The following is a 26,326-nucleotide window of genomic DNA, read 5'->3' on the forward strand; positions in this document are numbered from 1 at the left end:
CTGTGTTCTCTGTCAAGAAGCTGGCCGGTGTGGCGGCGATCGCCGCCGCCGGACTGGTCCTCTCCGCCTGCAGCGGCCCGGCCGCCGACAACTCCAATAGCAGCGCCAGCTCCTCGGCCGTGGCGCCGAGCACGGGCGGGCCGCTGAAGGTCGCCGTCGTCACCCACGGCACGGCGGGCGACGCCTTCTGGAACGTCGTGAAGAACGGCGCCGAGCAGGCCGGCAAGGACTTGGGCGTCGGCGTCGACTACTTCTCCGACGGCGACCCGGGCAACCAGGCCCGGCTGATCGACAACGCGGTCGCGCAGAAGGTCGGCGGCCTGGTCGTCTCGATGGCGAACCCCCAGGCCCTGCAGACGTCGATCCAGAACGCGGTCAAGGCCGGCATCCCGGTCATCACCATCAACTCCGGCGAGGACTCCAGCGCCGCCTTCGGCGCGATCGCGCACGTCGGGCAGAGCGAGGGCCTCGCGGGCCAGGGCGCCGGGCAGCGGCTCAAGGCGGCCGGCAAGACGAAGCTGCTGTGCGTCATCCACGAGGCCGGCAACATCGGCCAGAACCAGCGCTGCGACGGCGCGAAGCAGGCCTTCGGCGACGTCTCGACGCTGCAGGTCGACATCTCCAACCCGACCGACGCGCAGGCCCGCATCCGCGGCGCGCTGCAGTCCGACCCGTCGATCGACGCGGTGCTGGCGCTGAACTCCCAGGTCGCGGCCCGCGCGGTGAGCGCGGCGAAGGAAGCGAGCTCCAAGGCCCAGGTGGCCACCTTCGACCTGAACGCCGACGTCGTCGCGGGCATCAAGGACGGCAGCATCCTCTTCGCCGTCGACCAGCAGCAGTACGAGCAGGGCTACCTGCCGATCGTTTTCCTCAAGCTGTACAAGGAAAACGGCAACACCATCGGCGGCGGCCACCCGGTGCAGACCGGCCCCGGCTTCGTCGACAAGACCAACATCGACACCGTGGCCCCGTACGCGCAGCGCGGCACGCGATGACCGCAGCCATCCAGTCGCAACCCGACGAACGCGTAGCGAAGAAGGGGCTGACCGACCGGCTCGTGGTCCGCCCCGAGATCGGCGCGCTGCTCGGCGCCGTGCTCGTATTCGTGTTCTTCTCCGTCGTCACCAGCCAGTTCCTCAGCCCGCTGGGCGTGGCCACGTGGCTCGACGACTCCTCGACGCTGGGCATCATGGCCGTCGTGGTCGCGCTGCTCATGGTCGGCGGCGAGTTCGACCTCTCCGCCGGGGTGATGACGGCGTCGACGTCGCTGGTCACGGCGATCCTGGCGACGCAGGCGGGCTGGAACGTCTGGCTCGCGCTGCTGGCCTCGCTCGTCTTCGCCCTCGGCGTCGGCGCGTTCAACGGCTGGCTGGTGCTGAAGACCGGGCTGCCCAGCTTCATCGTCACGCTCGGGTCGTTCCTGGCCCTCCAAGGGCTCAACCTCGGCGTGACGCGGCTGGTCACCAACACCGTCCAGGTGTCGGGCATGCGCTCGACCGGCGGCTACGAGTCGGCCGGCGCGCTGTTCGCGTCGACGTTCGACATCGGCGGCACGCAGTTCCAGTCGTCGATCATCTGGTGGGTGGTCGTCACGGCGATCGCCGCGTGGCTGCTGGTGCGGACCCGGTTCGGCAACTGGATCTTCGCGGTCGGCGGGTCGCAGGTGTCGGCCCGCTCGGTCGGTGTGCCGGTGGTGCGCACGAAGATCCTGCTGTTCATGGGCACCGCCCTCGGCGCGTGGCTGGTCGGCTCGATCAACATCCTGCGCTTCGCCAGCGTGCAGGCGAACCAGGGCATCGGGCTGGAGTTCCAGTACATCATCGCGGCGGTGATCGGCGGCTGCCTGCTCACCGGCGGGTTCGGCTCGGCGGTGGGCGCGGCGATCGGCGCGCTGATCTTCGGCATGGCGCGCCAGGGCATCGTGTTCGCGCAGTGGAACAGCGACTGGTTCATGCTGTTCCTCGGCGTCATGCTGCTGGCCGCGGTCCTGGTCAACAACGCCTTCCGGCGCCGCGCGGAGAGGGTACGCCGATGAGCTTGCTGGAAGTCAAGGACATCGGGAAGACCTACGGCAGCGTGATCGCGCTGCGCGATGTGTCCACCGTGGTCAACGCGGGCGAGGTCACCTGCGTGCTCGGCGACAACGGCGCCGGGAAGTCGACGCTGATCAAGATCCTGGCCGGGGTGCACCAGCACGACCGGGGCGAGTTCCTGATCGAGGGCGAGCCCGTGAAGTTCGTCTCGCCGCGTGAGGCCTTGGACCGCGGCATCGCGACCGTGTACCAGGACCTCGCCGTGGTGCCGCTGATGAGCGTCTGGCGCAACTTCTTCCTCGGCTCCGAGCCGACGACCGGGTTCGGCCCGTTCCGGATGCTGGACCGCAAAAAGGGCCGTGAGACGACGAAGAAGGCGCTGTCCGACATGGGCATCGACCTGCGGGACGTCGAGCAGCCGGTCGGGACGCTTTCGGGCGGTGAACGCCAGTGCGTCGCGATCGCGCGCGCGGTGCACTTCGGCGCGAAGGTGCTGATCCTCGACGAGCCGACGGCCGCGCTGGGTGTCAAGCAGGCCGGGGTCGTGCTGAAGTACGTCGCCCAGGCCCGTGACCGCGGGCTCGGCGTTGTGCTCATCACGCACAACCCGCACCACGCCTACCCCGTCGCCGACCGGTTCCTGCTGCTCAAGCGGGGTGCCGCGCTCGGGCACTACGAGAAGTCCGAGATCGACATCGGCGAACTGACCCGGCAGATGGCGGGCGGCGCGGAACTCGAAGCCCTCGAACACGAACTGCGGCAGGTGGAGAAGGCGTGAGTCTCGAAGCGCTGACGATCGGCCGGGTGGGGGTCGACCTCTACCCGGAGCAGAGCGGCGTGCCCCTGGCCGGGGTCAGCACGTTCGCGAAGTCGCTCGGCGGGACCGCGACCAACGTCGCGGTCGCCGCCGCACGGCTCGGCCGGCGCACGGCGGTGCTCACCAAGGTCGGTCCGGACGGCTTCGGCGACTACGTCCGGCAGGCGCTCGACGGCTTCGGCGTCTCACCGGCCTTCGTGGGCACTTCGCCGGAGCTGCAGACGCCGGTGGTGTTCTGCGAACTGAACCCGCCCGCGGACCCGCCGCTGCTGTTCTACCGCTCCCCCATCGCCCCCGACCTCACGCTCACCGACGACGACGTGCCCTGGGACGTCGTCGAATCCGTGCCGCTGTTGTGGGTCACCGGCACCGGCGTCTCCGCCGAACCCGCCCGGACGACCCAGCGGAAGATCCTCGAAAGGCGGGGCCGCCGGGAGCACACCGTCCTGGACCTGGACTACCGGCCGATGTTCTGGCCGGACGTCGAAAGCGCGCGAACCGAAATCGGCGCGATGCTCGACCACGTCACCGTCGCGGTCGGCAACCGCGCCGAGGTGGAGGTCGCCGTCGGGACCGCGGAGCCCGATATTGCCGCCGACCGGTTGCTGGAACGCGGCCTGCGACTGGCCGTGATCAAGAAGGGCGCCGAGGGCGTCCTCGTGGCGACGCCGGAGGGACGTTCGACCGTGCCACCCCAGCGCGTCGAGGTCGTCTGCGGGCTCGGCGCGGGCGACGGCTTCGGCGGTGCCCTGATCCACGGTCTCCTGTCCGGCTGGGAACCGGTGCGGATCGCGCAGTACGCGAACGCGGCGGGCGCGCTCGTCGCGTCCCGGCTGGCCTGCGCCGACGCCATGCCGGCCGCCGAGGAGATCGAGGAGCTGCTGTGATCCTCACCGACGAGCGCTGGCGGGAACTCCTGCACGTCCGCGCCACCGACCCGGGCGCGGTCCGGCAGGCGTACGCGACCCGAAGGCGGCGCGCGACCCTGCTGGCGGACAGCGGGACCCTGTTCCTCGTCGCGGCCGACCACCCGGCCCGCGGTGCCCTGTCCGTCGGCGGCGACCCGCTCGCCATGGCCGACCGGCGCACCCTCCTCGACCGGCTGCTCGTCGCGCTGGCCAACCCGGCGGTCGACGGCATCCTCGGCACCCCGGACGTCGTCGAGGAGCTGCTGCTGCTCGGCGCCCTGCACGACAAGGTCGTCCTCGGCTCGATGAACCGCGGCGGCCTGGCCGGCGCGGACTGGGAGATCGACGACCGGTTCACCGGTTACGACGCCCCGGCCCTCGTCGACTGCGGGCTCGACGGCGGCAAGATGCTGCTGCGGCTCGTCGACTCCGACCCCGGCACGATCCCGACCCTGCAGGCCTGCGCCGACGCCGTCACCGAGCTGGCCGCGTACGGCCTGGTGGCGATGGTCGAGCCCCTGCCCTACACCCGCGAGAGCGGGAAACTGGTGCTGCAGCAGGACCCCGTCTCGCTGGCCCGGGCGGTCACGGTGGCGTCCGGGCTCGGGACGACGTCGGCGCACACCTGGCTGAAGCTGCCGTCCACCGACTCGGCCGCCGTGCTGGGCGCCACCACGCTGCCGGTGGTCGTGCTCGGCGGCATGCCCTCCGGCGACCCGGCCGCCGACCTGGCGTCGTGGGGCCGGACGCTGCGCCACGACGTCGTGCGCGGCCTGGTCGTCGGCCGCACCCTGCTCTACCCGCCCGACGGTGACGTTGGCGCCGCCGTGGAAGCCGCCGCGAAGGTACTGGAGGCCGCGAAGTGAGCAAGCTGCACCGTCCACTCGGGACACTGTCCGACGGCGCCGACCCGGTCCGGCTGACCCCGGACACCGCGGGCTGGCGGTATTCGGGGCTGCGGGTGCTCTCCCTCGCCCCGGGGGAAGTGCGGGTCCTGCACACCGGCGAGTTCGAGGCCTTCGTCCTGCCCCTTTCCGGCTCCGCGACGGTCCGGGTCGACGGGCAGGTCTTCGCACTGACCGGCCGTTCGTCGGTCTTCACGCGGGTCACGGACTTCGCCTACGTGCCCCGCGAAGCCGAGGTCGAGTTGTCGACAACGGACGGCCTCGAGGTCGCGCTGCCGATGGCCCGCTGCACCCGGCGGCTGGAGCCTCGCTACGGACCGGCCGAGGACGTGCCGGTCGAGGTCCGCGGCGCCGGGCAGGCGACGCGGCAGGTGACCAACTTCGGCGTGCCCGGGGTGTGGGACCACGCCGACAAGCTCAACGCGTGCGAGCTGATCACCCCGGGCGGCAACTGGTCGTCGTACCCGCCGCACAAGCACGACGAAGCAACCGAGTGCGAGGTCGTCAACGAGGAGATCTACTACTTCCGCATCGCCGGGCGCGACGGGGTGACGCCCTCGCGCGAAGGCTTCGGCCTGCACCGGACGTACACGAGCGACGGCGAGCTGGACGAGGACGTCGCGGTGCGCGACCACGACGTCTTCCTGATCCCGCGCGGCTACCACGGGCCGTGCGTGGCCGCGCCGGGCTACCCGATGTACTACCTGAACGTCCTGGCCGGGCCGGCCGGGGAGCGGTCCATGGCGTTCTGCGACGACCCCGCACACAGCTGGGTCCGCGACACGTGGGCGGCGCAGGACCTCGATCCGCGCTGCCCCGTCACGAGTCACGAAGGGCGTGTCCGGTGAAGCTGACGACGGCACAAGCGCTGGTCCGCTGGATCCTCGCCCAGCGCTCGGAAACCCTGGACGGCGCCGAAGTCCCGCTGTTCCCGGGCGTCTTCGCGATCTTCGGGCACGGCAACGTCCTCGGCCTCGGCACCGCGCTGGAGGAACACCGCGGCGACCTCCCCGTGTGGCGCGGGCACACCGAGCAGGGCATGGCGCTGGCCGCGGTCGGGTACGCGAAGGCCACGCACCGGCGGCAGGTCGGCGTCGTGACGTCGTCGATCGGGCCGGGTGCGCTGAACATGGTGACCGCGGCCGGCGTTGCGCACGCGAATCGGCTGCCGGTGCTGCTGCTGCCGGGCGACACGTTCACCAACCGGGCGCCGGACCCGGTGCTGCAGCAGATCGAGCCGTTCGGCGACGCGACCGCGACGGTGAACGACGCCTTCCGCGCCGTCTCGCGCTACTTCGACCGGATCAGCAGGCCCGAGCAGCTGCTCTCGACGTTGCCGCAGGTCGCGCGGGTGCTCACGGACCCGGCCGACGCCGGGCCGGTCACCCTGGCGCTACCGCAGGACGTCCAGGCGGAGACCTACGACTTCCCGGACGCGCTGTTCGAGCCGGTGACGCACCGCCCGCTGCGCCCGCGCCCGGACCGGCGCTCGGTCACCGAGGCGGCCGGGGTCCTGCGATCGTCGAAGCGGCCCCTGCTGGTGCTCGGCGGGGGTGTCCGGTACTCCGGCGCCGGGCAGCGCGCGCTCGGCTTCGCGGAACGGCACGGGATCCCGGTCGTGGAGACGACCGCGGGCCGCACCCTGGTGCCGCACGGGCATCCGCTGCACGCCGGACCGCTGGGCATCACCGGCTCGACGTCGGCGAACGCCGTCGCGGGCGCGGCGGACGTCGTCCTCGCCGTCGGAACGCGGCTGCAGGACTTCACGACGGCGTCTTGGACGGTGTTCGCCCCCGACGTCCGGCTGGTCGCGCTCAACGCGGCCCGGTTCGACGCGGTGAAGCGCGGGGCGCTGTCGGTGGTCGGGGACGCCGACGCGGGCCTGGCCGACCTCGCCGCCCAGCTGGAGAGCTGGCGGGTGGACCCGGCGTGGACGGCCCGGGCCGCGGCCGAGCGCGCTTCCTGGGACGCGCACATCGACTCGTTGCGTGCGGTTTCGTCCGAGGTGCCGTCCTACGCCCAGGTCGTCGGAGTGGTGAACGACCTTTCGGCGGACGGCGACTACGTGATGACGGCGTCCGGCGGGCTGCCGGGCGAGCTCATCGGCGGCTGGCGCGGGTCCGGCGCGGTCTCGATGGACGTCGAGTACGGGTTCTCCTGCATGGGCTACGAGCTGTCCGGCGCGTGGGGCGCGGCGATCGCCCACCCCGGGCTGGTGACGACGCTGCTGGGCGACGGCTCGTACCTGATGCTCAACTCGGAGCTGTTTTCGGCCGCCTTCGCGGGTCATCCGTTCGTCGCGGTGGTGTGCGACAACGACGGCTACGCGGTGATCGCCCGGCTCCAGGAGGGTCAGGGCGGCAAGCCGTTCAACAACTTCTACGCCGACTGCACGACTTCGCACGCTTCGCCGCCGCGGGTCGACTTCGCTCGCCATGCCGAGTCACTGGGCTGTGTGGTCTTCTCGGCATCCACTTTGGACTCCCTGCGCGCTGCGTACGCCGAGGCACGCGAGGCGGCCGTCTCGGAACGCCGCCCGGCCGTGGTCGTGGTGAAGACACAGCCGTCGGCGTGGACCGAGGCCGGCGCCTGGTGGGAGATCGGCGTGCCGGAGCACCTGGCCGGACGGGACGAGTACGAGCGCGGGAAGGGCGCGCAGGTGCGTTACCTCGAGTCCTGAGCCGGGGCGAACCGCTTGGTGTACGCGCCGACGGTGGCCGTCTCGATCCGTTCGACACCCGGAAGGGCGCCGACCCGCTCGGTGACGTACGCGTACAGCTCGTCCGGGTTCCGGCAGACCAGGACGGCCAGGAGGTTGCGGGTGCCGGTCGTCGCGGCGACGTGCGCGGTCTCGTCGTCCGCCGCGAGTGCCCCGGCCACGGTCGTGACGTGGGCCGGGGCGACGGCGAGCCAGACCAGGCACTGCGTCGTGTACCCGTACAGCGCCGGGTCGACCTCGACGTGGAACCGCAGCCGGCCCGCGCGGCGCAGCTCCTCCAGCCGCCGCCGCACCGCCGACTCCGACCAGCCGACGCGGACGGCGAGGTCCGCGTACGCTGCCCGGCCGTCGGCGGCCAGTGCGGGCAGCAGCCGCCGGTCCAGGTCCGCCGGCTCGACCACGGCCCGCCCGGTCTCCGGCTCCCGCAGCGCGGCGATCTGCTCGGCCGCCAGTGCCGAGGTGCGTCCCGGCCACCAGCCGTCCATGAAGGACCGCAGGAACTGCTGGGCGCGGACGTCGGTCACGTGCGGGTGCCGGCTCAGCTCGGCCGTCGGCAGGGCGCCGGACGCGTGGAGCAGGCAGACGAGTTCGGTGTCCCCGGACAGGAGCGTCACCCACGCGGTGTCGGCGCGGGCGGCCAGCGCCTGCGCGAGCGCGGCGGCGGCGTGCGGGCGGACGCGCAGCCGGACCAGCCACTCCGAGCGTCCCCGGGGCACCGCGCTGACCCGCACCGCACCGGCCTCTCGGAGGCGGGTGAAGCGCCGGGCGAGCGTCCGGTCCGAAACGCCGAGGACCACCGCGACCCGGCTGAACGGCACCCGCGCGTCCAGCTGAAGAGCCTGCAGCAGCTGCCGGTCCAGCGCATCGAGGGTGACGGATTCCACCCGGTCAGGATAGGGCGGCGCCGGATTCCGGCGTGGACTCTCCCGCGACGGGCTTCCCCGGGTGCGGCCCGGACAAGCTCGGCGCATGACCATCACCGGCTTTCACCACACGGGGGTCGTGACCCACGACCTTGACGGGCTGGCCGCCCGCTACGCCTCGCTCGGGTTCACCGTGAGCCCGCGCTCACGTCACCTGCTCAGCCCGGCTCCGGGGGAACCCCCGGTGCCCGGCTGCACGGCCAACCGGTGCATCTACTTCGGCAACGCCTACATCGAGCTCCTGGGCATCGTCGACGACACGGCACCCGATCCCTGGCACACCCGGGAAATGGGAACGGGCTTCCGCATCCTCAACTTCGAAACGCCCGACGCCTCGGCTCTGTCCTTGGCGGGTGTCCCCGCTTCCGGCGTCCTCGACCTGGAGCGCGCCGTCGAGGGGGCGGGCACCCTGCGGGCGCGGGCCGTGCACCTGGACCCGCGCTCGACGCCGGAGGGGTACATCGGCATCGCCCAGCACCTGACGCGCGAGCACGTGCGCGGTGTGGAGCACCCCAACGGCGCCCGCGGTCTGGCGGCGGTCCGGATCGCGGCGGCCGAAGCCGACTTCGCCGCGATCGTGGACCGCTATGCGCGGATACTCGGCCGGGCTCCGGCGCGGCCGGGCGTGTTCCCCGTGGGCAAGGCCCGGCTGGAGATCGTCCGCGGCCCGGCCACGCGGCTGGAGGCGATGATCATCGCGGTGGACGACCTCGCCCACGCCCGCCGCAGCGCCGGGTCCGCCACGGACGGGCTCGGCCTGGAATTCACGGAGGCGTCATGATTTTCGGGCTGCTCGTGGGCGCCACGCTCCTGTTCCGGCTGCGGTTCCCGTCGTGGCGGGTGGCCGCCGCCCACGGGCTCGCGGTGATGCTCGTGGTCACGGCGTCCGCGCACTTCGCGCCGGACGGCCTCGGGTTCATGCCCGGCCACGGCACGCTCACGGCGATGGTGCCGCCGTTCGTGCCGTTCCCGTCTCCGGTCGTGTACGGCACCGGCGTGCTGGAGCTGCTCGGCGCACTCGGGCTGGTGCTCCCGCGGACCCGGCGGGCGGCCGGGTGGTGCCTGGTCGTGCTGTTCGCCTGCCTGCTGCCGGCGAACGTCCACGCCGCGCTGACGCACGTCCCCGGGGCCGGCGATCCGTTGTGGATCCGGATTCCGGAACAGCTGGCCTACTTGGCGGCCGCGCTGGCCGCGACGGCCGGCGACGCGGCTCCGCCGACCAGCCGCCGCGGCGAGCCGGAGCCGTCCGCCGGGACCGCCCAAACAGCGTCGTCCAGCCCGTAGAGGATCGTGCCGTCGTCCTGCCAGAGCGCCTGGTCGTCGACACTGCGGGTCTCGGCGAGCTCGGTCTCCTTCAGCGTCCCGAGCTCCAGGACGGACAGCCGCCAGGCGCCGTCAGAGACCTTCTTCTTGAACGCCACCCGCTTGCCGTCCGGGGACAACGACGGGCACTCGACGTTCTCGCGCAGGGCTTTCCCCTGGTAGCGCGCGTAGTCGGCTTCGACGAGGTACGTCTTGCCCTTGCTGCCGAGGGTGGCGTAGAAGCGGTTGCCGTCGGGAGCGAACGTGATGCCCCAGTAGTTGGCGTCGTGCGCGAAGTAACGGTGGCCGCCGATGAACACCGGGAGCTCCTCGATCGTCTTGACCAGCCGTCCGGTGTTGACGTCGTAGAGCCCGGCGCGGGTCGAGAAGCCGGTCTGCGCATACGAATCACCGGTGACGAACAGTGTCCAGTAGACACGCTGGCCGTCCGGCGAGACGCGCGCGCGGCTCGGCGTGCCGGGCAGGGTTTCGGTGTGGCGGACGGCGAGGTGGTCGTCGAGGACGAGGACGTCGGTCACCGCCGGGAGCGTGCCCGGCCGCACGGCCAGGCACACCGCCGTCTGCTTCGCCACCGCGAACCGGTCACACTTCAGGCCGCTGAGCTGCGGTTTTGCCGTGATTTCCCCGAGCGGGACGGCGCCGACGCGGCCCGTGGCGGTGTCGCGGAACAGCAGCTGCCCGGGGGCCAGGGTCAAGGCGGCGGCGGGCTCGGCGGCCGCCGTGTCGTGCCGCGCGCTGACGGTGTACGTGACGGCTGCGGCCACCAGGAGGGCCGTGCCGGTGAGGGCGAGGACGAGTTTCTTCACGGGCGCACCGGTTTCGCGAAGGCGGCGGCGAGGGCGACGACGGCCAGGCAGCCGGCGGCGACGAGCACCGCGGGCCGCAGGTCCCACATCGTCCACGCCAGCCCGAAGAGGACGGAGGAGAACATCCGGGCGACGGCCTGTCCCGTCTGCACCACGGCCATGCCGGTGGCACGCAGGCCGGCGGGGATGAGCGGGCCGGCGGCGGCCATCAGGACGCCGTCGGTGGCCGCGTAGAACACGCCGTGCAGGCCGAGCGCGACCACGGCGAGCCAGAGCCCGGCCTGCGGGCCGCAGAGCAGCACCAGGGCCACGACCAGCGCGGCGTGCCCGCCGAGGAACACCGGCCAGCGGCCGACGCGGTCGGCGAGTTTGCCGAGCGGCACGGCCAGCAGCAGGTAGACCCCGGCGGTGCCCAGCGGCAGCAGCGGGAAGTACGTCGCCGCGATCTCCCAGCGCCGCTGCAGGACGAGGTAGACGAACGAGTCGCCGACCGTCACCAGGCCCAGCAGCGCCGCCCAGAGCGCGACGCGCCGGAAGTCCTGCTGCTTCAGGAGGCCGAACGCAGCTCTCGCCGATACCGCCGCGCGGTCGACGCTGCCGGGCCGGTCCCGGACGAACAGGGCCAGCAGCAGGACGGCGATGGCCGCGACGCAGAAGCTGGTGAAGAACACGCTGGTGTAGCTGCCGAGGCTCAGCGCGAGCACCGCCATCGCCACCAGCGGACCGAGGAACGCCCCGACCGTGTCCATCGCCCGGTGCACCCCGAACGACCGGCCGAGGGTCTCCGGCTCGCTGCTGAGCGAGATGAGCGCGTCGCGCGGGCCGGTGCGCAGCCCCTTGCCGGTGCGGTCGGCGGCGAGCACGACCCCGATCGCCGCGACCGACGAACCGGCCGCGACCAGGCCGAGCTTGCACACCGCGGACAAGCCGTACCCGAACCCGGCGACGGCCTTGAGCCGCCGCCACCGGTCGGCGAGGTGCCCGCCGAGCACCCGCACGACCGCGGTGGCGCCCGCGTAGAGCCCGTCGAGCAGCCCGAACTGCAGCGGGTTCAGGCCGAGGCCGAGCACCAGGTAGAGCGGGAGGACGGCGGTGACCATCTCCGACGAGACGTCGGTGACCAGGCTGACCGCGCCCAGCGCCACCACGTTGGCGGACACCCGCTTCAGCGCGGGCTTGCGGTCGGTCCCGGCCGCCAGGTCCGAGGTACGGCTTGCCGCGATGTACATGCCCGTGCCTCCTAGTGGCAGGTGTAGGTCGGGCTGCTGTCGAGAACCTTGCTGTCGACGCCGATGAGCTGCGTCTGGAACGACGTGTCGGTCATCGACAGCTTGAGGACGCCGTAGGTCTTCAGCAGCTTGGCGGTCGTCGGGTGCGCCGGGCTCAGGTCGTACAGGTTGGCGCCACCGCTGCCGCCGACGATCTCGACCGGGCCGGCGGCGTCGGCCTTGCCGTCGGCGTTCTGCGGCACGAACCGCTCGTAGTCGTGGTCGTGGCCGTTGAGGACGAGATCGACCTTGTTGGCCACCATCAGGTTCCACAGCTCGGTGCTGTCCGGGTTGTCGCCGTGGTCACCGGAGCTCCACCGCGGGTGGTGGTAGTACGCGGCGACGCAGCCCTTCGTGTTGTTGGCGAGGTCCTGCTTCAGCCACGCCAGCTGCTCGCTCGGGCCGAAGTCGTGGGTGGCGAAGTCGTTGGAGTCCAGGGCGATGAAGTGCCAGTTGCCCAGTTCCCAGCTGTAGTAGCGCTTGCCCTGCGGCTTCGCGATGGCGCCGAAGTAGTCGTCGTAGCCCTTGTAGGGCGTGTCGTCGTAGGTTTCGTGGTTGCCCGGGATGGGCTTGGTCTTGCTCTTGAACTTGCCCCACGTCGTGTCGTAGTAGGACTTGAAGTCCGAGAGGTGGGCGTCGTCGTACTGGTTGTCGCCCATGGTGATGACCGCGGCCGGGTTCATGGCTTCGACGAGCTTCGCGGTCTTCACGTGCACGCAGCTCGAACTGCTCGCGGTGCAGCGCTCGGCGATGTCGCCGGCCGCGGCGAGGACGAACCCCGCGCTCCCGGCCGCGGTCTTGACCGTGATCGGGGTGCTCGCCGGTGAGGTGTTCCCCGCGGCGTCACGAGCGCGGACGGCGTAGGTGTAGCTCGTGGCCGGGGTGAGCCCGGTGTCGGTGTAGGACGTCGTCGCGCTGGTGGCGACGGCCGTGCCGTTGCGGAGGATGTCGTACCCGGTGACGCCGACGTTGTCGCCGGCGGCCCCCCAGGTCAGCGCGACGCTCGTGGCGGTCGTCGTCCCGGCGGTGAGGCCGGCGGGGGTGGTCGGAGCCTGGGTGTCACCCGAGGAGTCCGTGCTGCCGAAGACCTGCATCTCCCAGAAGGAGTAGCCGTAGCTCGTCGCGCGGGTGAGGCCGACGAAGCGCACGAACCGGCCGCGGGCGGTGAGGCCGCCGAGGTCGTCGAGCTTGCCGTCGCCGGTGTCGACGGTGGCGGCCGTGGTGAACGACGTCCCGTCGTCGGAGACCTCGATGCGGTACTTCTTCGCGTAGGCGGCTTCCCAGTTGAGGACCACGCGGTGGATGCTCGCGGTCTGGCCGAGGTCGATCCGCAGCCATTGCGGGTCGGCGCCTTCGGCGCTGGCCCAGCGGGTGGTGGTGCTGCCGTCGACGGCCTTGGCGCCGGTGTACGACGAGCCTTCGGTGGTCGAGGTGGCGACCGGTTTTCCCGGCGAGAGCAGGACATCGGCGGCCTCGGTGGTGGCGGCCGCCGCGATCGCGGAGGGCAACAGCACCACGGCGGCGATCACCGGGGTGAGTCGGGCTAAAGGACGTAGGCGGGTGGACAGCACGTCGCGCTCCTTACGGGCCTGGCGGTGGCTGGTGGGCTGCGGCGTCGGGTTCTTCAGGAACAAACAGTTAGGAAAGTTTCCTAACTAAGCGGACCTTAACGAGCAGGTGTTCCGGCTGACAAGACGTGTCTTGTCCTTGAATCGGTCAAGAGGGTGAGTTTTTCACGGTTTCCGCAGTTCAGAGTGTGTGCCAGTGAGCGGCACACTGCTCCGCGTCCCGGGACCGGCCGTCAGGACACCGCCGCGCTACGGGCCGATACCTCACTCACCCGGGGGCGTCTGAAGGCCGGTGAAGACAGCGGCGATCAGGCGTCGCCCCTGAGCCGCGCCCTCGTCGTTGTTCGCGACACGCCACAGGAAACTCATCAGCATGATGATGTCGGCGGGGTCGTGCCCGGCAGCGATGGTGCCCTCGGCCACGCACGCGTCGACGAGCTTCTTGACGGCTGCGGTGGTGGGCGCCCACGAGGCGCTGATCAGCTCCTGGGCGGCGGCGCTGTGCAGCGCGTCGCCGAGGCCGTGCTTGATGCGGATGTAGGCCGACAGCGTCTCGAACCACTCGACGAAGGCGGCTTTCGCGGAGGAATGGCGGGCCAGCACCTCGTCGGCGGTCGTCGTGAGGCGTTCGATGTCGTGCTGGTAGGCGGCGAGGATCAGGTCTTCGCGGGCCGGGAAGTGGCGGTAGAGGGTTCCGGCGCCGACTCCGGCCCGTTTGGCGACCTCACTCAGCGGCACGAGCGGGTTCTGCGCGAACAGCTCGTGGGCGGCCTCGATGATCGCGGTCCGGTTGCGCGCGGCGGCCTTGCGCTGGGTGCCGTACGTCCCGTCGGTCATGCCCCGATCATGCCTCATCGTTGACATGCGGAGAATCCTCCGCTAGTTTCACCCTTACATCCGGAGAATCCTCCGCGAGTTGCCGTCAGGAGACCCCCCTCATGCGTTATGTGAAGCTCGGCGCCACCGGCCTGGACGTCTCACCCGTCGCGATCGGCGCGATGACCTACGGCGAGCCCGACCGAGGCCACCCCGTCTGGTCCCTCGGCGAAGACGAGGCCCGGCCCCTGATCAAGCACGCCCTCGAGGCGGGCATCAACTTCTTCGACACCGCGAACATGTACTCCAACGGGTCCAGCGAGGAGATCCTCGGGCGCGCGCTGAAGGACTTCGCCGACCGCGACGACGTCGTGATCGCCACCAAGCTGCGCCACCCGATGCGCCCGGGTCCGAACGGGAAAGGGTTGTCCCGCAAGGCGATCATGACCGAGGTGGACCACAGCCTCCGTCGGCTCGGCACCGGTTACATCGACCTGTACCAGATCCACCGCAACGACCACGAGACACCGCTCGAAGAGACCCTCGAAGCACTCAGCGACCTGGTCAAGGCGGGCAAGGTGCGCTACCTCGGCGCGTCGTCGATGTTCGCCTGGGAGTTCGCCAAGGCCCTGCACCTGCAGAAGCAGCACGGGTGGGCGCGGTTCGTGTCCATGCAGGACCACTACAACCTGCTCGCCCGCGAGGAAGAGCGCGAGATGATCCCGCTGTGCCTGGACGAAGGCGTCGGCACGATCGTCTGGAGCCCCCTGGCCCGCGGCCGGCTGGCGCGCGCCTGGGACGACGCGAAGTCGACCGCCCGTTCCGGCACCGACGGGGCTTACGCGGACCTGCTGTATTCGCCAGCGGAAGAGGCGTCGAACCGCGCGATCGTTGACGCGGTCGGAAAGGTCGCGGCCGCCCACGGCGTGAGCCGCGCGGCGATCGCCCTGGCCTGGCTGCACCGCCAGCCGGTCGTCACCGCCCCGCTGGTCGGCGCCGGTTCGATCCGGCAGATCGACGACGCCGTCGCGTCACTGGACGTCGAACTGTCCGAAGAGGACGTCCGGACGCTCACCGCGCCCTACACGCCGCGGTACGACTGGCAGGGCGTTTCGGACGAGGCGACCATGGCGGCGATCCGCGCCCGCGTGCCGGGAATGGCGCTGACATGATCACCCGGTTCAGCGATGGCAATCGCACAGATGTTCGGTAGTTTCGAAGTCATGGCACCTCGAACCCGCACCCACCGGCGAAGACCCTCACCGATCCGAGCGCAGCAGTTTCCGGATCTCCGTCACCGCGGCGCGGCCGGCCCGGTTGGCGCCGACCGTGCTCGCCGACGGTCCGTACCCCACCAGGTGCAGGCGCGGCTCGAGCACCACCCGCGTGCCGTCCATGCGAATCCCGCCACCGGGTTCGCGGACGTGCAGCGGGGCGAGGTGGTCGATCGCCGCGCGAAAGCCCGTGGCCCAAAGGATCACGTCGGCGTCGAACCGCGAGCCGTCCGCCCAGACGACGCCTCCGGGCGTGATGCGCTCGAACATCGGCCGCCGGTCGAGGATCCCGGCGGCGCGGGCGGCCCGCACCTCCGGCGTCACGGCCAGATCCGTCACGCTGACCACGCTTTCGGGCGGCAGCCCGGCCCGCACCCGCTCGTCGACCTTGGCGACGGCGCTGCGTCCCCAGTCCTCGCTGAAGGGCTCGTCACGCCAGACGGGCGGCCGCCGCGTGACCCAGGCGGTGGCGCGGGCGAGCGGCGCGAACTCCATGAGCAGCTGAACGGCCGACGCCCCGCCCCCGACCACGACCACCCGCCGGCCGCGGAGGTCTTCGGGCCCGGCGTAGTCGGCGGTGTGCAGCTGGCGGCCGGCGAAGGTTTCCTGTCCGGGGTAGTGCGGCCAGAAGGGCCGGTCCCAGGTCCCGGTGGCGCTGATGACGGCCCGGGCGGCCCAGGATTCCGCCGGGCTGGAAACGACCAGGCGCTCCCCCGCCCGCGTCACGGATCGGACATCGACGGGCCGGAGCACGGGAAGGTCGTAAACGCTTTCGAAGCGCGCGAAGTATTCGGAGACCACTTCGGAGGCGGGACGGGTGACGTCCGGGGTGCCGAAGGCCATCCCGGGCAGGTCATGAAGGTTATGCACCTTCCCCAGAACCAGCGACGGCCACCGGTACTGCCAGGCACCGCCGGCCCGCTTCCCGTGATCAAGAACCACAAACCCGGCCCGGTTCCCGAACCCGGCCCGCCGCAGATGATAGGCGGCGGACAGGCCTGCTTGCCCGGCACCGATCACCACCACGTCCGTCTCGTGATCCGCACCGCTCATACGGAGTGCAACGGCAGGAGGAGCAACGTATTTCGCGGAGTACGTCACAACGCCACGGCTGCCGTCGTTCTTCCGCAGGCCGTCACACCGGTTCGCTCGCCACGGATTGCCACGCGGCGGCGCGGCCAGATTCCGGGCCCCACGCCTCCTCCCACGGCGATCCGGGTTGCGACCGAGCCCCGTTGAGCCGGCCCACCCTCCGCTGCCGTCCAGCCCCAAGCGGCTCTTTCCCTCCGCCGCCGGCCAGCTCCCGGCACTCCTCACACCGCAATCCGGCTGCAACCAGCCGCCTTGGCCCGATACACCATCACGCCAGCCAGCCCCCGGAGCCCCTCCCCCGGCACCGCCAGCCAGCCCTCACCACAACCCGGCCGCGACCGGCCTCCTTGGCCCGACGGCACCATCACGCCAACCGGCCCCGACAGCCCACGCCCTGCCGGCGCCACCGACCAACCCCACCACCCTCACACCGCGACCCGGTTGCGGCCGGCCTCCTTGGCCCGGTACAGCGCCGCATCCGCGGTGCGCAGAACATCGTCGAGAGCCGGCCCAGCGTCGGGGTACCGCGCGACCCCGATCGACACCGACAGGCCGCTCACCCGGACCGTCCCGCCACCCGTCGAGATCACCACGGTCAGCTCGCCCACCGCCACCCGCACCCGTTCGGCGATGGCGAGCACGTCCGCGCGGCCGATGCCCGGCAGCAGCACGACGAACTCCTCACCGCCGAACCGGCCCACCGTGTCTCCCTGGCGGACCGCCCCGGAGATCGCCACCGCGACTGCGGCCAGCACGTCGTCGCCGGTCAGGTGGCCGTAGGTGTCGTTGATCCGCTTGAAGTGGTCGAGGTCGATCATCAGCACCGCGAAGCCCCCGACGGCGCCGCGGCGCTGGAGGCGGGCGTGTTCGCGCACCGCGGCTTCGTGCCAGCCCGCGGTGTTGAGCAGCCCGGTCTTCTCGTCGGTGACGGCCGCGACCTGCAACTGCTGTTTCAGCAACAGGTAGCGGTGCAGCAACAGCAGCGGCGCCACGACGAACACCACCAGCACCGGCTGCTCGACCAGTGCGAGGGCGGCGAGCCCGCCCAGGCAGAGCGTCGCCAGCTCGAAAGCGTTGTCCTCCCACGTGCCGATCAGGTCCGCCGCCGAGCGCTGGCTGGTGTACAGGTAGATCCCGGCCGCCACCAGGCCGACGTTCACCAGCTCGAACACCGCCGCAGCCAGGCAGAGCGCGAGCAACCCGCGCGGCGTTTGCAACGGCGTCCCGTGCAACCCCAACACCGCGAGAACGGAGGAAGCAGCGAAACAGGAGAGCATCGCCCACGCCGTGCTCGCAACAAAACGGTGCGCGGGCCGCGTACGGACCTCTCGCCACACTCGCACCCACAGGTGTGTGTAAAGCACGACGGCCAGCAACGCCACCCAAGCCGGCGGAAGCAGAACGACACCGGCGAGGTACCAGACGGACGTGACGTTGATGTGCATCTGCCCGCTCATCCACCGCCGCAGCCGTTCGATGCGGCGCGACATCTCGGCCTGGACCACCCCGAGGGCGACGAGCACGCCGAACCACACCAGACGCACCGGCCCACCGAACCCGGTGGCCAAAGCCGCCCCGGTAGCGGCAACGGCGAGAAGTTCGCACCCGAGGGCGTAGGCGATCCAACGCGGCTTCGCCCCGCCCCACATCGCCCACCGCGCAGGCCAGCCCGTCCAGGCGGAAAGCGCTTCCCGGCGCCCGGCGGCCTGGGCTCTCAAGAGCCGAGGCCACAGACGTGACGAACCGGCATCGCGACGTACCCCTTGCCCAAAGTTCGGCCGACCAGGTAGCCCAGCGTAGCCGTTCCGGCGAGCCGCGTCGCCAGTCCGGGGGAATTGCGGGCAAGGCACCTGCGCGAAGGCCCGCTCAGGGTAGATCGACCCAGCTCAGCGACCCGCCGGCGGATCACCGATGGGGGTACGCCGCCCCGGGACCGGGCCGAACGATCGATGTCGGCCGAGGTCACCTGCGCAGAGGCGCGCACGATCGCCACCGAGCCGGTCACCGCGGCGCGCCGAACCGAGCCGTCGGGGCCGGACGCGGATCAGCTCACCCGCGCAGCCCGCGCACGGTCGCCACGCGGATCAGCCTCGCCGCGGTACCGCTCAGCTCACTTCCGCAGCGCGCGCACGATCGCCACCCGGACCAGCCCCCGCCGCGGTACCGCTCAGCTCACTTCCGCAGCGCGCGCACGATCGCCACCAAGCCGGCCACCGCGGCGATGGCGATCAGCACCGGGGCCACCCGCTTGAGGACCGACTGGCCCGCGTAATCGAGCAGGTCGATCGCGTCGGTCTCCGGGGGTGCCGGGACGCTGTGCAACGACGGCCGGTCCGTCGCCGGCTTGGCCTTCGGCTCCGTGTTGATCTCCGCGGTGGTCGGGGCCGGCTTGACCGCCGGCTCCGGCTTGGCCAGCGGCTCGGAGGTGCCCGTCGGCTCGGCCGGACGCTCGCCCTGGTCCGGCACCGGCTTCGCGGCCGGCTCGGCCACCGGCTGGGCGGCGGCCTGCTCCGCCGGGGCACCCTGAGCCGGCGTGCCCTGCGCCGCAGCACCCGGCGCAGAAGTCTCCCGGGCCGCAGCTTCCGGGGCGGAACTCCCCCGGGCCGCAGCATCCGGGGCGGAACTCCCCCGGGCCGCAGCACCCGAGGCGGGAGTCCCCTGGGCCGCGGCACCCGGCGCAGAAACACCCGCCGCGGAAGTACCCGGCGCCGAAGCCGCAGCTCCCTCCTCCGGACCCAGTTTCCCCGAAAGGCACCCCGCGAACGTATCGAGGATCTTGCCGCCCACCTCGCTGATCAAACCCCGGCCGAACTGGGCGGGCTTGCCCGTGATCGCCAGGTCCGTTGCCACCGCGCCGTGGGTTCCGCCGTCGGTCTCCGTCAACGTCAACGTCACCGTTGCCGCCGCCGTGCCCGAGCCCCGGGAATCCTTGCCCGAGGCTTTGATCGTCACCTTGTGCGCGGCTTCGTCCTTCTCGAGGAACTCGCCGTTGCCCTTGTACAGCAACGAAATCGGCCCCAGCTTGACCTTCACCGTGCCGCTGAACCTGTCGCCCTCGACCTTGGTCAGCGTCGCTCCGGGCATGCACGGGGCGACGCGCTCGGGGTCGACGACCGCCTGCCAGACCTCGCCGATCGGAGCCGGGACGGTGAATTCGTGGTCGAGCCGCACGGGCCGACCTCCTCTCTGCCAGTCCTGAGGTGTCCGGTGCCCACCCTAGCCGCCGCCGGGGCGGCGGCCAGGGGGACGAACCGGACCTCAGGCGCCGGCCGCCGCCGCTATCGCGCGACCCGTCAGCACCTGGGCGAGGTGACGGCGGTATTCGACGTCGGCGTTGCTGTCGACCGGCGGATTCGTGCCCTCCGCCGCGTGCGAAGCCGCCGCGGCGATCGAGTCCGCCGTGGCCTGGACGCCGACCAGTGCCGCTTCGACGCCCGCCGCGCGGACCGGTGTCGAACCCATGTTGGTCAGCGCGACCTTCGCTTCCTCGATCACGCCCGCCTCGGTGCGGACGGTGACCGCGACCGCCACCATCGACCACGCCTGGGCGACGCGGTTGAACTTCTCGTAGTGCGCCCGCCACCCCGTGTGCTTCGGCACGCGGACCTCGACCAGCAGCTCATCGGGGGCCAGCGCGGTGGTGAACAGGTCGCGGAAGAACTCCGCGGCCGGCACCGTCCGGCGCCCGGACGGCCCGGCCAGCACCAGTTCCGCGTCGAGCGCGAGCACCGGCGCCAGCAGGTCGCCGGCCGGGTCGGCGTGGGCGATCGCGCCGCCGAACGTGCCGCGGTGGCGGATCTGCGGGTCGGCCACCGTGTCCGTCGCCTCTTTGAGCAAGGCGGCGTGCGAAGCCACCAGGGCGTCGCGCTGGACCTCGTAGTGCGTCGTCATCGCGCCGATCACCAGCACGTCGCCCTCTTCGCGGACGCCGCGCAGTTCCGCGACGCGCCCGAGGTCGATCAGCGTGGTCGGCGCGGCCAGCCGCATCCGCAGCACCGGCAGCAGGCTCTGCCCGCCGGCCAGCACCTTGGCGTCCTCGCCCGCCGACGCCAGCGCCTGCACCGCTTCGTCCACTGTGGACGGGCGGACGTAGTCGAAGGGAGCCGGGATCACTGCGCACCTCCGGTGGCGTCGATCGAACCGAGCCCGCCACCGGCTTCGCCGCGGCCGGGGCCGCCCGCGTCGCTGGTGCCGTGCTGGATGGCGTGCCAGACCCGCATCGGGGTCAGCGGCATCTCGATGTCGTTCACGCCGAAGTGCCGCACGGCGTCGATCACCGCGTTGACCACCGCCGGGGTGGAGGCGATGGTGCCCGCCTCGCCGACGCCCTTGGCGCCGAGCGGGTTCGTCGTCGACGGCGTTTCGGTGCGGTCGGTGGTGAACGACGGCAGGTCGGCCGCCGACGGCAGCAGGTAGTCGGCGAACGTGCCGGTGGTGAGCGTGCCGCTCTCGTCGTGCTCGGTGCCCTCGAACAGCGCCTGCGCGATGCCCTGCGCCAGCCCGCCGTGCACCTGGCCTTCGACGATCAGCGGGTTCACCGCGACCCCGACGTCGTCGACGCAGACGTACGAGCGCAGCTTGACCCGGCCCGTCTCGGTGTCCACCTCGGTGGCGCACAGGTGCGTCCCGTGCGGGAACGAGAAGTTCTCCGGGTCGAACGTCGCGTCCGAGTCGAGCGACGGCTCGACCCCGTCGGGCAGGTTGTGCGCCGCGAACACCGCGAGCGCGATGTCGCCCATGGTCGTCGACGTGGTGGTGCCCTTCACGGTGAACTTGCCGCCGGCGAATTCGAGGTCGTCCTCGGCGCATTCGAGCAGGTGCGCCGCGATCGGCTTCGCCTTGGCGACGACCTTCTCGGCGGCCTTGACGACGGCGATCCCGCCGACGACCAGCGACCGCGAACCGTAGGTGTCCATGCCCTTGTGCGACGACTGCGTGTCGCCGTGCAGGATCTCGACGTCCTCGAACGCGACACCCAGCTGGTCGGCGACGATCTGGCTCCACGCCGTCTCGTGGCCCTGGCCGTGCGCGGACGCGCCCGTGGTGACCTCGACCTTGCCGGTCGGCAGCATCCGGATCGACGCGTACTCCCAGCCGCCGGCGCCGTAGTCCAGCGAGCCGAGCACCCGCGACGGCGCGAGCCCGCACATCTCGGTGAACGTCGAGATGCCGATGCCGAGCTGCACCTTGTCCTTCGACGCGCGGCGCTTCTCCTGCTCGGCGCGCAGGCCGTCGTAGTCGAAGAGCTGCTTCGCCTTCTCGGTGGCGGCCTCGTAGTTGCCGGAGTCGTAGGTCAGCCCGCACACGGTCGTGAACGGGAACTCCTCGTGCTTGATCCAGTTCTTTTCGCGCAGTTCCATCGGGTCCATGCCGAGCTCGACGGCGAGCTCGTCCATGATCCGCTCGATCGCGAACGTCGCTTCCGGGCGGCCGGCGCCGCGGTAGGCGTCGGTCAGCGTCGTCGTCGTGTACACGTTGGTGCACGCGAAGTGGTACGCCGGGAACTTGTAGATCGCGTTGAACATGAACGCGCCGAGGATCGGCACGCCGGGGCCGACCAGGCCGTTGTACGCGCCGAGGTTGGCGAGCAGCTCGACCTTGAGCCCGGTGACCTGGCCGTCGCGGGTCGCCGAAATGGTGATGTCCTGGATCTGGTCGCGGCCGTGGTGGGCGGCGAGCATCGTCTCCGAGCGGGTCTCGTTCCACTTGACCGGCTTGCCGAGCTTCCGCGCGACCAGCAGCGACATCATCTCTTCCGGCAGGACGCCGATCTTGCCGCCGAAGCCGCCGCCGACGTCCGGGGCGATCACGCGCAGCTTGTGCTCGGGGATGCCGAGCGTCAGCGCGGACATCACCCGCAGGATGTGCGGGACCTGCGTGGCCGACCACATGGTGATCTGCGTACTGGTCGGATCGACGACGCAGGCGCGCGGCTCCATGAACGCCGGGACCAGGCGCTGCTGGCGGAAGCGGCGCTTGAGCACGACCTCCGAGGAGCTGATCGCGTCCTCGACGTTGCCGCCGGTGCCGGCCTCGGCGGAGTCGAACTTCCAGACGGCGCTCGTGTTGGTGCCGAGTTCCTCGTGGACCAGCGCGGCGCCGTCGGCGATCGCGGCTTCCATGTCCAGGACGACCGGGAGCTCGTCGTACTCGACGTCGATCTCCTCGAGCGCGTCGTGCGCTTCGGCGGACGACCGCGCGACGACGACCGCGACGCCTTCACCGGCGAAGTTGACCCGGTCGGAGGCGAGCACCGGGCGGCGCGGCGCCTTCATGTCCGGCGTGATCGGCCACGCGCACGGCATGCCCACCGAGCCGTCCGGGTCGAGGTCCTTCGCGGTGTAGACGGCGATGACGCCGGCCGCGTTCTTCGCCGCCGACGTGTCGATCGAGACGATCTTGGCGTGCGCGAACGGGCTGCGCAGGACGGCCATGTGCAGCAGGCCCGGCAGCGTGATGTTGTCGGTCCAGCGGGTGCGGCCGGTGATGAGCCGCTCGTCCTCCTTGCGGCGGCGGGACTTCCCGACCTCCGGTTCGATCGTGGCGGTCATCAGTCACCCCCCACGCCGACGTGCTTGTTCTCGGCGATCCGCTCGGCTTCGGGCCCGGCGCCGGGGCTCATGTGCTGCGCCGCGTCGCGGACCGCGCGCACGATGTTCTGGTAGCCGGTGCAGCGGCAGAGGTTGCCTTCGAGGCCTTCGCGGACGGCCTGCTCGTCCGGGTCGGGGTTGTCGGCCAGCAGGTCGATCGACTGCATGATCATCCCCGGCGTGCAGAACCCGCACTGCAGGGCGTGGTTGTCGTGGAACGCCTGCTGCACCGGGTGCAGCTTGCCGTCGCGGGCCAGGCCCTCGACGGTGGTGACCTCGCAGCCGTCGGCCTGCACGGCCAGCACGGAACAGGACTTCACGCTGTGCCCGTCGAGGTGGACGGTGCAGGCGCCGCAGTTGCTGGTGTCGCAGCCGACGACGGTGCCGACCTTGCCGAGCCGCTCCCGCAGGTGGTGCACGAGGAGGGTGCGGGGTTCGACTTCGTCGGTGTACTTCGTCCCGTCGACGGTGACGGTAATGCGCATCAGGCCTCCAAAAGCCGGTTCGGGAACGGCCTGCCCGACAGTGATCGGGCTCACAAGCCCCGAGCGTGCTACGCGACCTTCGCGTCGACAAGCCCTGATGTCACACGTTCAACTACCTGTTCCGCAGATACGCGCTGACGCCGGGCGCAACTCCGTATGTGCGGAAGTCCGGATGGGTGAACTTTGTGCGGCCGGCCGGCGTACTCAGCCGTGGATGCGTCCCGAGAGCTCGCCCAGCCGCTTCCCGCCGCCGCCCCAGCGCAGCGCGATGATCTCCGCCGCGATGGACACCGCCGTCTCCTCCGGGGTGCGCGCGCCCAGGTCGAGGCCGATCGGCGACGCCAGCTTGGCCAGCTCGGCCTCGGTGATCCCGGCCTCGCGCAGGCGGGCGAACCGGTCGTCGTGGGTCTTGCGGGAGCCCATCGCGCCGACGTAGCCGACGTCGAGGCGCAGCGCGACCTCCAGCAGCGGGACGTCGAACTTGGGGTCGTGGGTCAGCACCGCGATCGCCGTGCGCTGGTCGATCCGGCCGGCGTCCGCCTCCGCCTCCAGGTAGCGGTGCGGCCAATCGACGACAACCTCGTGCGCGTCCGGGAACCGGCTGGTGGTGGCGAACACCGGCCGCGCGTCGCACACCGTGACCTGGTAACCGAGGTAGGCGCCCATGCGCGCCATCGCGGCGGCGAAATCGATCGCGCCGAAGACCAGGAGCCGGGGCGGCGGCTCGAAGGAGTTGACGAACACCGCCATTCCCTCGCCGCGGCGCTGCCCGTCCGGGCCGTAGTGGAGGGTGCCGGTGCGGCCGCTGGCGAGCAGGCCGCGCGCGTCGTCGGCCACGGCGTCGTCCATCCGCGACGACCCGAGCGAACCCGCGGTGCGGTCCGGCCACACGATCATGTGCTCGCCGACCAGGCCTTCGCGTTCGTGCTCGATGATCGTGACGACCGCGACCGGCTCGCCGCTCCGCACCGACGCGACGACGTCGCCGAGCTCCGGCATGGACTCGCGGTCGACCGCCTCGACGTAGATGTCGATGATCCCGCCGCAGGTCAGGCCGACCGCGAAGGCATCGTCGTCGGTGACGCCGTAGCGCTGCAGCACGGGCCTGCGCTCGGCGACGACCTCCTGCGCCAGTTCGTAGACCGCGCCTTCGACGCAGCCGCCGGACACGCTGCCGGCGACGGTGCCGTCCGGGGCCACGACCATCGCGGCGCCCGGCGCGCGCGGGGCCGACGAGAAGGTGGCGACCACGGTGCCGAGCCCGACCGTCTCCCCGTCGGACCAGCGGCGGAACACGTCGTCCAGTACGTCACGCATCGGAAATCTCCCCGAGCAGTCGTTCCAAAGTGGCCAAGGTGTGCCCGGCCAGGAGCCGGTCGATGTGGGGCAGCGCGGCCACGATGCCCGACTGGACCGGAGCGTACCCCGCGCGGCCGGCGTGCGGATTCACCCAGAATACGGCGTGCGCGAGCCGGCGCAGGCGGGCGAGCTGCTCGCCGAGCAGGCCGGTGTCGCCGCGCTCCCAGCCGTCGGAGAACACCGTGACGACCGCGCGGCGCGCCACGCCGCGCCGGCCCCAGCGGTCGAGGAAGGCCTGGAGCGTCTCGCCGAGCCGGGTGCCGCCGGCGAAGTCCGGCACCGCGGAGCCCGCCGCGAGCATCGCTCGTTCCGGGTCGCGCTGACGCAGCTGGCGCGACACGCGGGTCAGCCGCGTGCCGAGGGTGAACACCTCGACGGACTGCGGCGCGGACCGCGTCAGGACGTGGGCGAACCGCAGCAACGCGTCGGCGTACGGGCTCATCGACCCGGAAACGTCGATGAGCAGCACCACCCGCCGCGGCCTGGTGCCGCGCCGGACGTGCGCGAGTTTCACGGGTTCGCCGCCGCTGGCGAGCATCGCGCGCAGCGTGCGCGACGGGTCGAGCCGGCCCCGGCGCGACGGCGTGCTCCGGGCGGCCGGCCGCCGGGGTGGCTTGGGGCGGAGGGTGGCGAGCAGCTCGCGCAGGTGCTCGCGTTCGGCGGTGGTCAGCTCGGCGAGGTCACGGTGACGCAACACTTCCCGACCGCTCGCGGCGACTTTCAGCTGGTCGTGGCCCGGCCCGCCCTCGGTGTCCCCGCCTTCGGCCTCGCCGAGCGGCGCGATCCGCGCCTGTTTGGGCGCGGCCGCCTTGGCGCGCCGGGGAGTGGTGGTTTCGATCGAGAACCACTGGCTGAAGGCCTCTTCGTAGCACGGGAGGTCGTCGGGGCTCGAGCACAGCGTCAGCCGTCCCGCCCAGTACAGCTGCGTTGGCTCGGCGATGTCGATCTCGGCGACGGCGGTGAGGTAGGCCTGCACGCGGTGGGCGTCGCAGGCGACACCGGCTTCGCGCAGCGCGGCGGCGAACCCGGCGTACCCGGCGACGGGATCCGCGGCGGTGGTCATGTCTCCATTGTGCGCCCGTTTTCGGATGCGTGTCCCGGCGAGGAGTCGAACCTCGGACCTCGGCGTTCGTAGCGCCGCGCTCTGTCCTGCTGAGCTACCGGGACGGAGCGGTCTGCGCACCCGCCCCTCCCCGGACGGGCGCGCAGACCGCGCTCTTCGCCGCGGCCGACCCAGGTAGCGAGGGGTGGGCGCGAAGAGCTCTTCGGAAAGAAAAGGGAATTCAGCGAACGGCGCGGGAGATCGCGCCGCAGCGGTTCCGGTTCTGCCGTCGGGTCACGATCTCCTCCTCTCGGTCGGTCTCGTCTGCTGTGCCGGAAAAGCATGCCTCACGCCGGGCGGGACGGGCAACGCAATTTAGAACGCCCGCCTCGGTGGTC

23 protein-coding genes and 1 tRNA gene are annotated in these 26,326 nt (G+C 71.6%); 10 read left to right on the forward strand and 14 right to left on the reverse strand.

Features of this window, described 5'->3' with window-relative positions; genetic code table 11:
• The first annotated feature begins 2 nt into the window (after window positions 1–2).
• From Q5425_RS11655 to iolD, 7 genes are read left to right on the forward strand one after another with little or no spacing between them, the layout of a single operon-like run.
• Window positions 3–995 (forward strand): sugar ABC transporter substrate-binding protein, encoded by a 993-nt coding sequence (locus Q5425_RS11655; RefSeq protein ID WP_308672170.1) that lies wholly within the window; start codon window positions 3–5, stop codon window positions 993–995.
• Window positions 992–2,035: an ABC transporter permease gene (locus tag Q5425_RS11660; RefSeq protein WP_308672171.1), complete on the forward strand. Its 1,044-nt coding sequence runs from the start codon at window positions 992–994 to the stop codon at window positions 2,033–2,035. The genes Q5425_RS11655 and Q5425_RS11660 overlap by 4 nt, the downstream gene beginning before the upstream one ends.
• Window positions 2,032–2,811, forward strand: a complete 780-nt coding sequence (locus Q5425_RS11665; RefSeq protein WP_308672172.1) for an ATP-binding cassette domain-containing protein — start codon at window positions 2,032–2,034, stop codon at window positions 2,809–2,811. Before Q5425_RS11660 ends, Q5425_RS11665 begins: the two co-directional genes overlap by 4 nt.
• On the forward strand, window positions 2,808–3,737 hold the full coding sequence (iolC, locus tag Q5425_RS11670; RefSeq protein WP_308672173.1) for a 5-dehydro-2-deoxygluconokinase: 930 nt from the start codon (window positions 2,808–2,810) through the stop codon (window positions 3,735–3,737). Before Q5425_RS11665 ends, iolC begins: the two co-directional genes overlap by 4 nt.
• Entirely contained in the window at window positions 3,734–4,624 is an 891-nt protein-coding gene (locus tag Q5425_RS11675; RefSeq protein WP_308672174.1) for an aldolase, read from the forward strand. The genes iolC and Q5425_RS11675 overlap by 4 nt, the downstream gene beginning before the upstream one ends.
• Window positions 4,621–5,511 (forward strand): 5-deoxy-glucuronate isomerase, encoded by an 891-nt coding sequence (gene iolB / locus Q5425_RS11680; RefSeq protein WP_308672175.1) that lies wholly within the window; start codon window positions 4,621–4,623, stop codon window positions 5,509–5,511. Before Q5425_RS11675 ends, iolB begins: the two co-directional genes overlap by 4 nt.
• Window positions 5,508–7,343 carry a 3D-(3,5/4)-trihydroxycyclohexane-1,2-dione acylhydrolase (decyclizing) gene (gene iolD / locus Q5425_RS11685; protein ID WP_308672176.1) on the forward strand — a complete coding sequence of 612 codons (1,836 nt, stop codon included), beginning with the start codon at window positions 5,508–5,510 and terminating at the stop codon, window positions 7,341–7,343. Before iolB ends, iolD begins: the two co-directional genes overlap by 4 nt.
• On the opposite strand, the gene Q5425_RS11690 is transcribed toward iolD, so the two are convergent.
• Window positions 7,328–8,266 carry an Lrp/AsnC family transcriptional regulator gene (locus Q5425_RS11690; RefSeq protein ID WP_308672177.1) on the reverse strand — a complete coding sequence of 313 codons (939 nt, stop codon included), beginning with the start codon at window positions 8,264–8,266 and terminating at the stop codon, window positions 7,328–7,330. The genes iolD and Q5425_RS11690 overlap by 16 nt on opposite strands.
• Before the next feature lie 85 nt (window positions 8,267–8,351).
• Here Q5425_RS11690 and Q5425_RS11695 point away from each other — a divergent pair, with 85 nt between their 5' ends.
• Together Q5425_RS11695 and Q5425_RS11700 are read left to right on the forward strand one after the other, a co-directional pair.
• The gene (locus Q5425_RS11695; protein ID WP_308672178.1) at window positions 8,352–9,086 is read left to right on the forward strand and encodes a VOC family protein; all 735 of its coding nucleotides are present in this window, start codon (window positions 8,352–8,354) and stop codon (window positions 9,084–9,086) included.
• Entirely contained in the window at window positions 9,083–9,589 is a 507-nt protein-coding gene (locus tag Q5425_RS11700) for a hypothetical protein (protein WP_308672179.1), read from the forward strand. The genes Q5425_RS11695 and Q5425_RS11700 overlap by 4 nt, the downstream gene beginning before the upstream one ends.
• On the opposite strand, the gene Q5425_RS11705 is transcribed toward Q5425_RS11700, so the two are convergent.
• The 4 genes from Q5425_RS11705 to Q5425_RS11720 all read right to left on the reverse strand — a co-directional run bounded on the left by Q5425_RS11705 (window position 9,475) and on the right by Q5425_RS11720 (window position 14,107).
• Complete coding sequence (locus Q5425_RS11705) at window positions 9,475–10,434, reverse strand: hypothetical protein (protein ID WP_308672180.1); 960 nt, start codon at window positions 10,432–10,434, stop codon at window positions 9,475–9,477. The two genes, Q5425_RS11700 and Q5425_RS11705, sit on opposite strands and share 115 nt — an antisense overlap.
• Window positions 10,431–11,663: an MFS transporter gene (locus tag Q5425_RS11710; protein ID WP_308672181.1), complete on the reverse strand. Its 1,233-nt coding sequence runs from the start codon at window positions 11,661–11,663 to the stop codon at window positions 10,431–10,433. Before Q5425_RS11710 ends, Q5425_RS11705 begins: the two co-directional genes overlap by 4 nt.
• Before the next feature lie 11 nt (window positions 11,664–11,674).
• Complete coding sequence (locus Q5425_RS11715) at window positions 11,675–13,231, reverse strand: discoidin domain-containing protein (RefSeq protein ID WP_308672182.1); 1,557 nt, start codon at window positions 13,229–13,231, stop codon at window positions 11,675–11,677.
• 303 nt (window positions 13,232–13,534) lie between these two features.
• Entirely contained in the window at window positions 13,535–14,107 is a 573-nt protein-coding gene (locus tag Q5425_RS11720; protein ID WP_308672183.1) for a TetR/AcrR family transcriptional regulator, read from the reverse strand.
• Between the two features lie 101 nt (window positions 14,108–14,208).
• Between Q5425_RS11720 and Q5425_RS11725 the strand changes: the two genes are divergently transcribed.
• A complete protein-coding gene (locus tag Q5425_RS11725; RefSeq protein WP_308672184.1) occupies window positions 14,209–15,258 on the forward strand; it encodes an aldo/keto reductase in 1,050 nt (349 codons plus the stop codon).
• Between the two features lie 87 nt (window positions 15,259–15,345).
• On the opposite strand, the gene Q5425_RS11730 is transcribed toward Q5425_RS11725, so the two are convergent.
• From Q5425_RS11730 to Q5425_RS11770, 9 genes are all read right to left on the reverse strand, one after another.
• Window positions 15,346–16,413, reverse strand: coding sequence for an NAD(P)-binding domain-containing protein (locus Q5425_RS11730; protein WP_308672220.1), 1,068 nt, complete (start codon window positions 16,411–16,413; stop codon window positions 15,346–15,348).
• Window positions 16,414–16,877: 464 nt separating this feature from the next.
• A complete protein-coding gene (locus Q5425_RS11735) occupies window positions 16,878–18,101 on the reverse strand; it encodes a GGDEF domain-containing protein (RefSeq protein ID WP_308672221.1) in 1,224 nt (407 codons plus the stop codon).
• Between the two features lie 523 nt (window positions 18,102–18,624).
• Window positions 18,625–19,623, reverse strand: coding sequence for an SRPBCC domain-containing protein (locus Q5425_RS11740; RefSeq protein ID WP_308672185.1), 999 nt, complete (start codon window positions 19,621–19,623; stop codon window positions 18,625–18,627).
• Window positions 19,624–19,710: 87 nt separating this feature from the next.
• Complete coding sequence (locus Q5425_RS11745; RefSeq protein ID WP_308672186.1) at window positions 19,711–20,565, reverse strand: xanthine dehydrogenase family protein subunit M; 855 nt, start codon at window positions 20,563–20,565, stop codon at window positions 19,711–19,713.
• Window positions 20,562–23,003 carry a molybdopterin cofactor-binding domain-containing protein gene (locus Q5425_RS11750; RefSeq protein WP_308672187.1) on the reverse strand — a complete coding sequence of 814 codons (2,442 nt, stop codon included), beginning with the start codon at window positions 23,001–23,003 and terminating at the stop codon, window positions 20,562–20,564. The genes Q5425_RS11745 and Q5425_RS11750 overlap by 4 nt, the downstream gene beginning before the upstream one ends.
• Complete coding sequence (locus Q5425_RS11755) at window positions 23,003–23,527, reverse strand: (2Fe-2S)-binding protein (protein ID WP_191310424.1); 525 nt, start codon at window positions 23,525–23,527, stop codon at window positions 23,003–23,005. The genes Q5425_RS11750 and Q5425_RS11755 overlap by 1 nt, the downstream gene beginning before the upstream one ends.
• Window positions 23,528–23,731: 204 nt before the next feature.
• Entirely contained in the window at window positions 23,732–24,844 is a 1,113-nt protein-coding gene (locus Q5425_RS11760) for an XdhC family protein (RefSeq protein WP_308672188.1), read from the reverse strand.
• Entirely contained in the window at window positions 24,837–25,949 is a 1,113-nt protein-coding gene (locus Q5425_RS11765; RefSeq protein ID WP_308672189.1) for a VWA domain-containing protein, read from the reverse strand. Before Q5425_RS11765 ends, Q5425_RS11760 begins: the two co-directional genes overlap by 8 nt.
• Window positions 25,950–25,979: 30 nt before the next feature.
• Window positions 25,980–26,053 (reverse strand) — tRNA-Arg (locus Q5425_RS11770).
• Window positions 26,054–26,326 lie beyond the last annotated feature (273 nt).

The organism is Amycolatopsis sp. A133 (assembly GCF_031082405.1).
Lineage (GTDB): Bacteria > Actinomycetota > Actinomycetes > Mycobacteriales > Pseudonocardiaceae > Amycolatopsis.

Excerpts from the sequence above, each read along its gene's own strand:
- Q5425_RS11665 (WP_308672172.1), top strand. The coding sequence starts at position 2,032 with ATGAGCTTGCTGGAAGTCAAGGACATCGGGAAGACCTACGGCAGCGTG.
- Q5425_RS11735 (WP_308672221.1), bottom strand. The coding sequence starts at position 18,101 with ATGTGGGGCGGGGCGAAGCCGCGTTGGATCGCCTACGCCCTCGGGTGC.
- Q5425_RS11755 (WP_191310424.1), bottom strand. The coding sequence starts at position 23,527 with ATGCGCATTACCGTCACCGTCGACGGGACGAAGTACACCGACGAAGTC.
- Q5425_RS11750 (WP_308672187.1), bottom strand. The coding sequence starts at position 23,003 with ATGACCGCCACGATCGAACCGGAGGTCGGGAAGTCCCGCCGCCGCAAG.
- Q5425_RS11725 (WP_308672184.1), top strand. The coding sequence starts at position 14,209 with ATGCGTTATGTGAAGCTCGGCGCCACCGGCCTGGACGTCTCACCCGTC.
- Q5425_RS11765 (WP_308672189.1), bottom strand. The coding sequence starts at position 25,949 with ATGACCACCGCCGCGGATCCCGTCGCCGGGTACGCCGGGTTCGCCGCC.
- Q5425_RS11700 (WP_308672179.1), top strand. The coding sequence starts at position 9,083 with ATGATTTTCGGGCTGCTCGTGGGCGCCACGCTCCTGTTCCGGCTGCGG.
- Q5425_RS11660 (WP_308672171.1), top strand. The coding sequence starts at position 992 with ATGACCGCAGCCATCCAGTCGCAACCCGACGAACGCGTAGCGAAGAAG.
- Q5425_RS11710 (WP_308672181.1), bottom strand. The coding sequence starts at position 11,663 with ATGTACATCGCGGCAAGCCGTACCTCGGACCTGGCGGCCGGGACCGAC.
- Q5425_RS11695 (WP_308672178.1), top strand. The coding sequence starts at position 8,352 with ATGACCATCACCGGCTTTCACCACACGGGGGTCGTGACCCACGACCTT.
- Q5425_RS11760 (WP_308672188.1), bottom strand. The coding sequence starts at position 24,844 with ATGCGTGACGTACTGGACGACGTGTTCCGCCGCTGGTCCGACGGGGAG.
- Q5425_RS11730 (WP_308672220.1), bottom strand. The coding sequence starts at position 16,413 with ATGAGCGGTGCGGATCACGAGACGGACGTGGTGGTGATCGGTGCCGGG.
- Q5425_RS11720 (WP_308672183.1), bottom strand. The coding sequence starts at position 14,107 with ATGACCGACGGGACGTACGGCACCCAGCGCAAGGCCGCCGCGCGCAAC.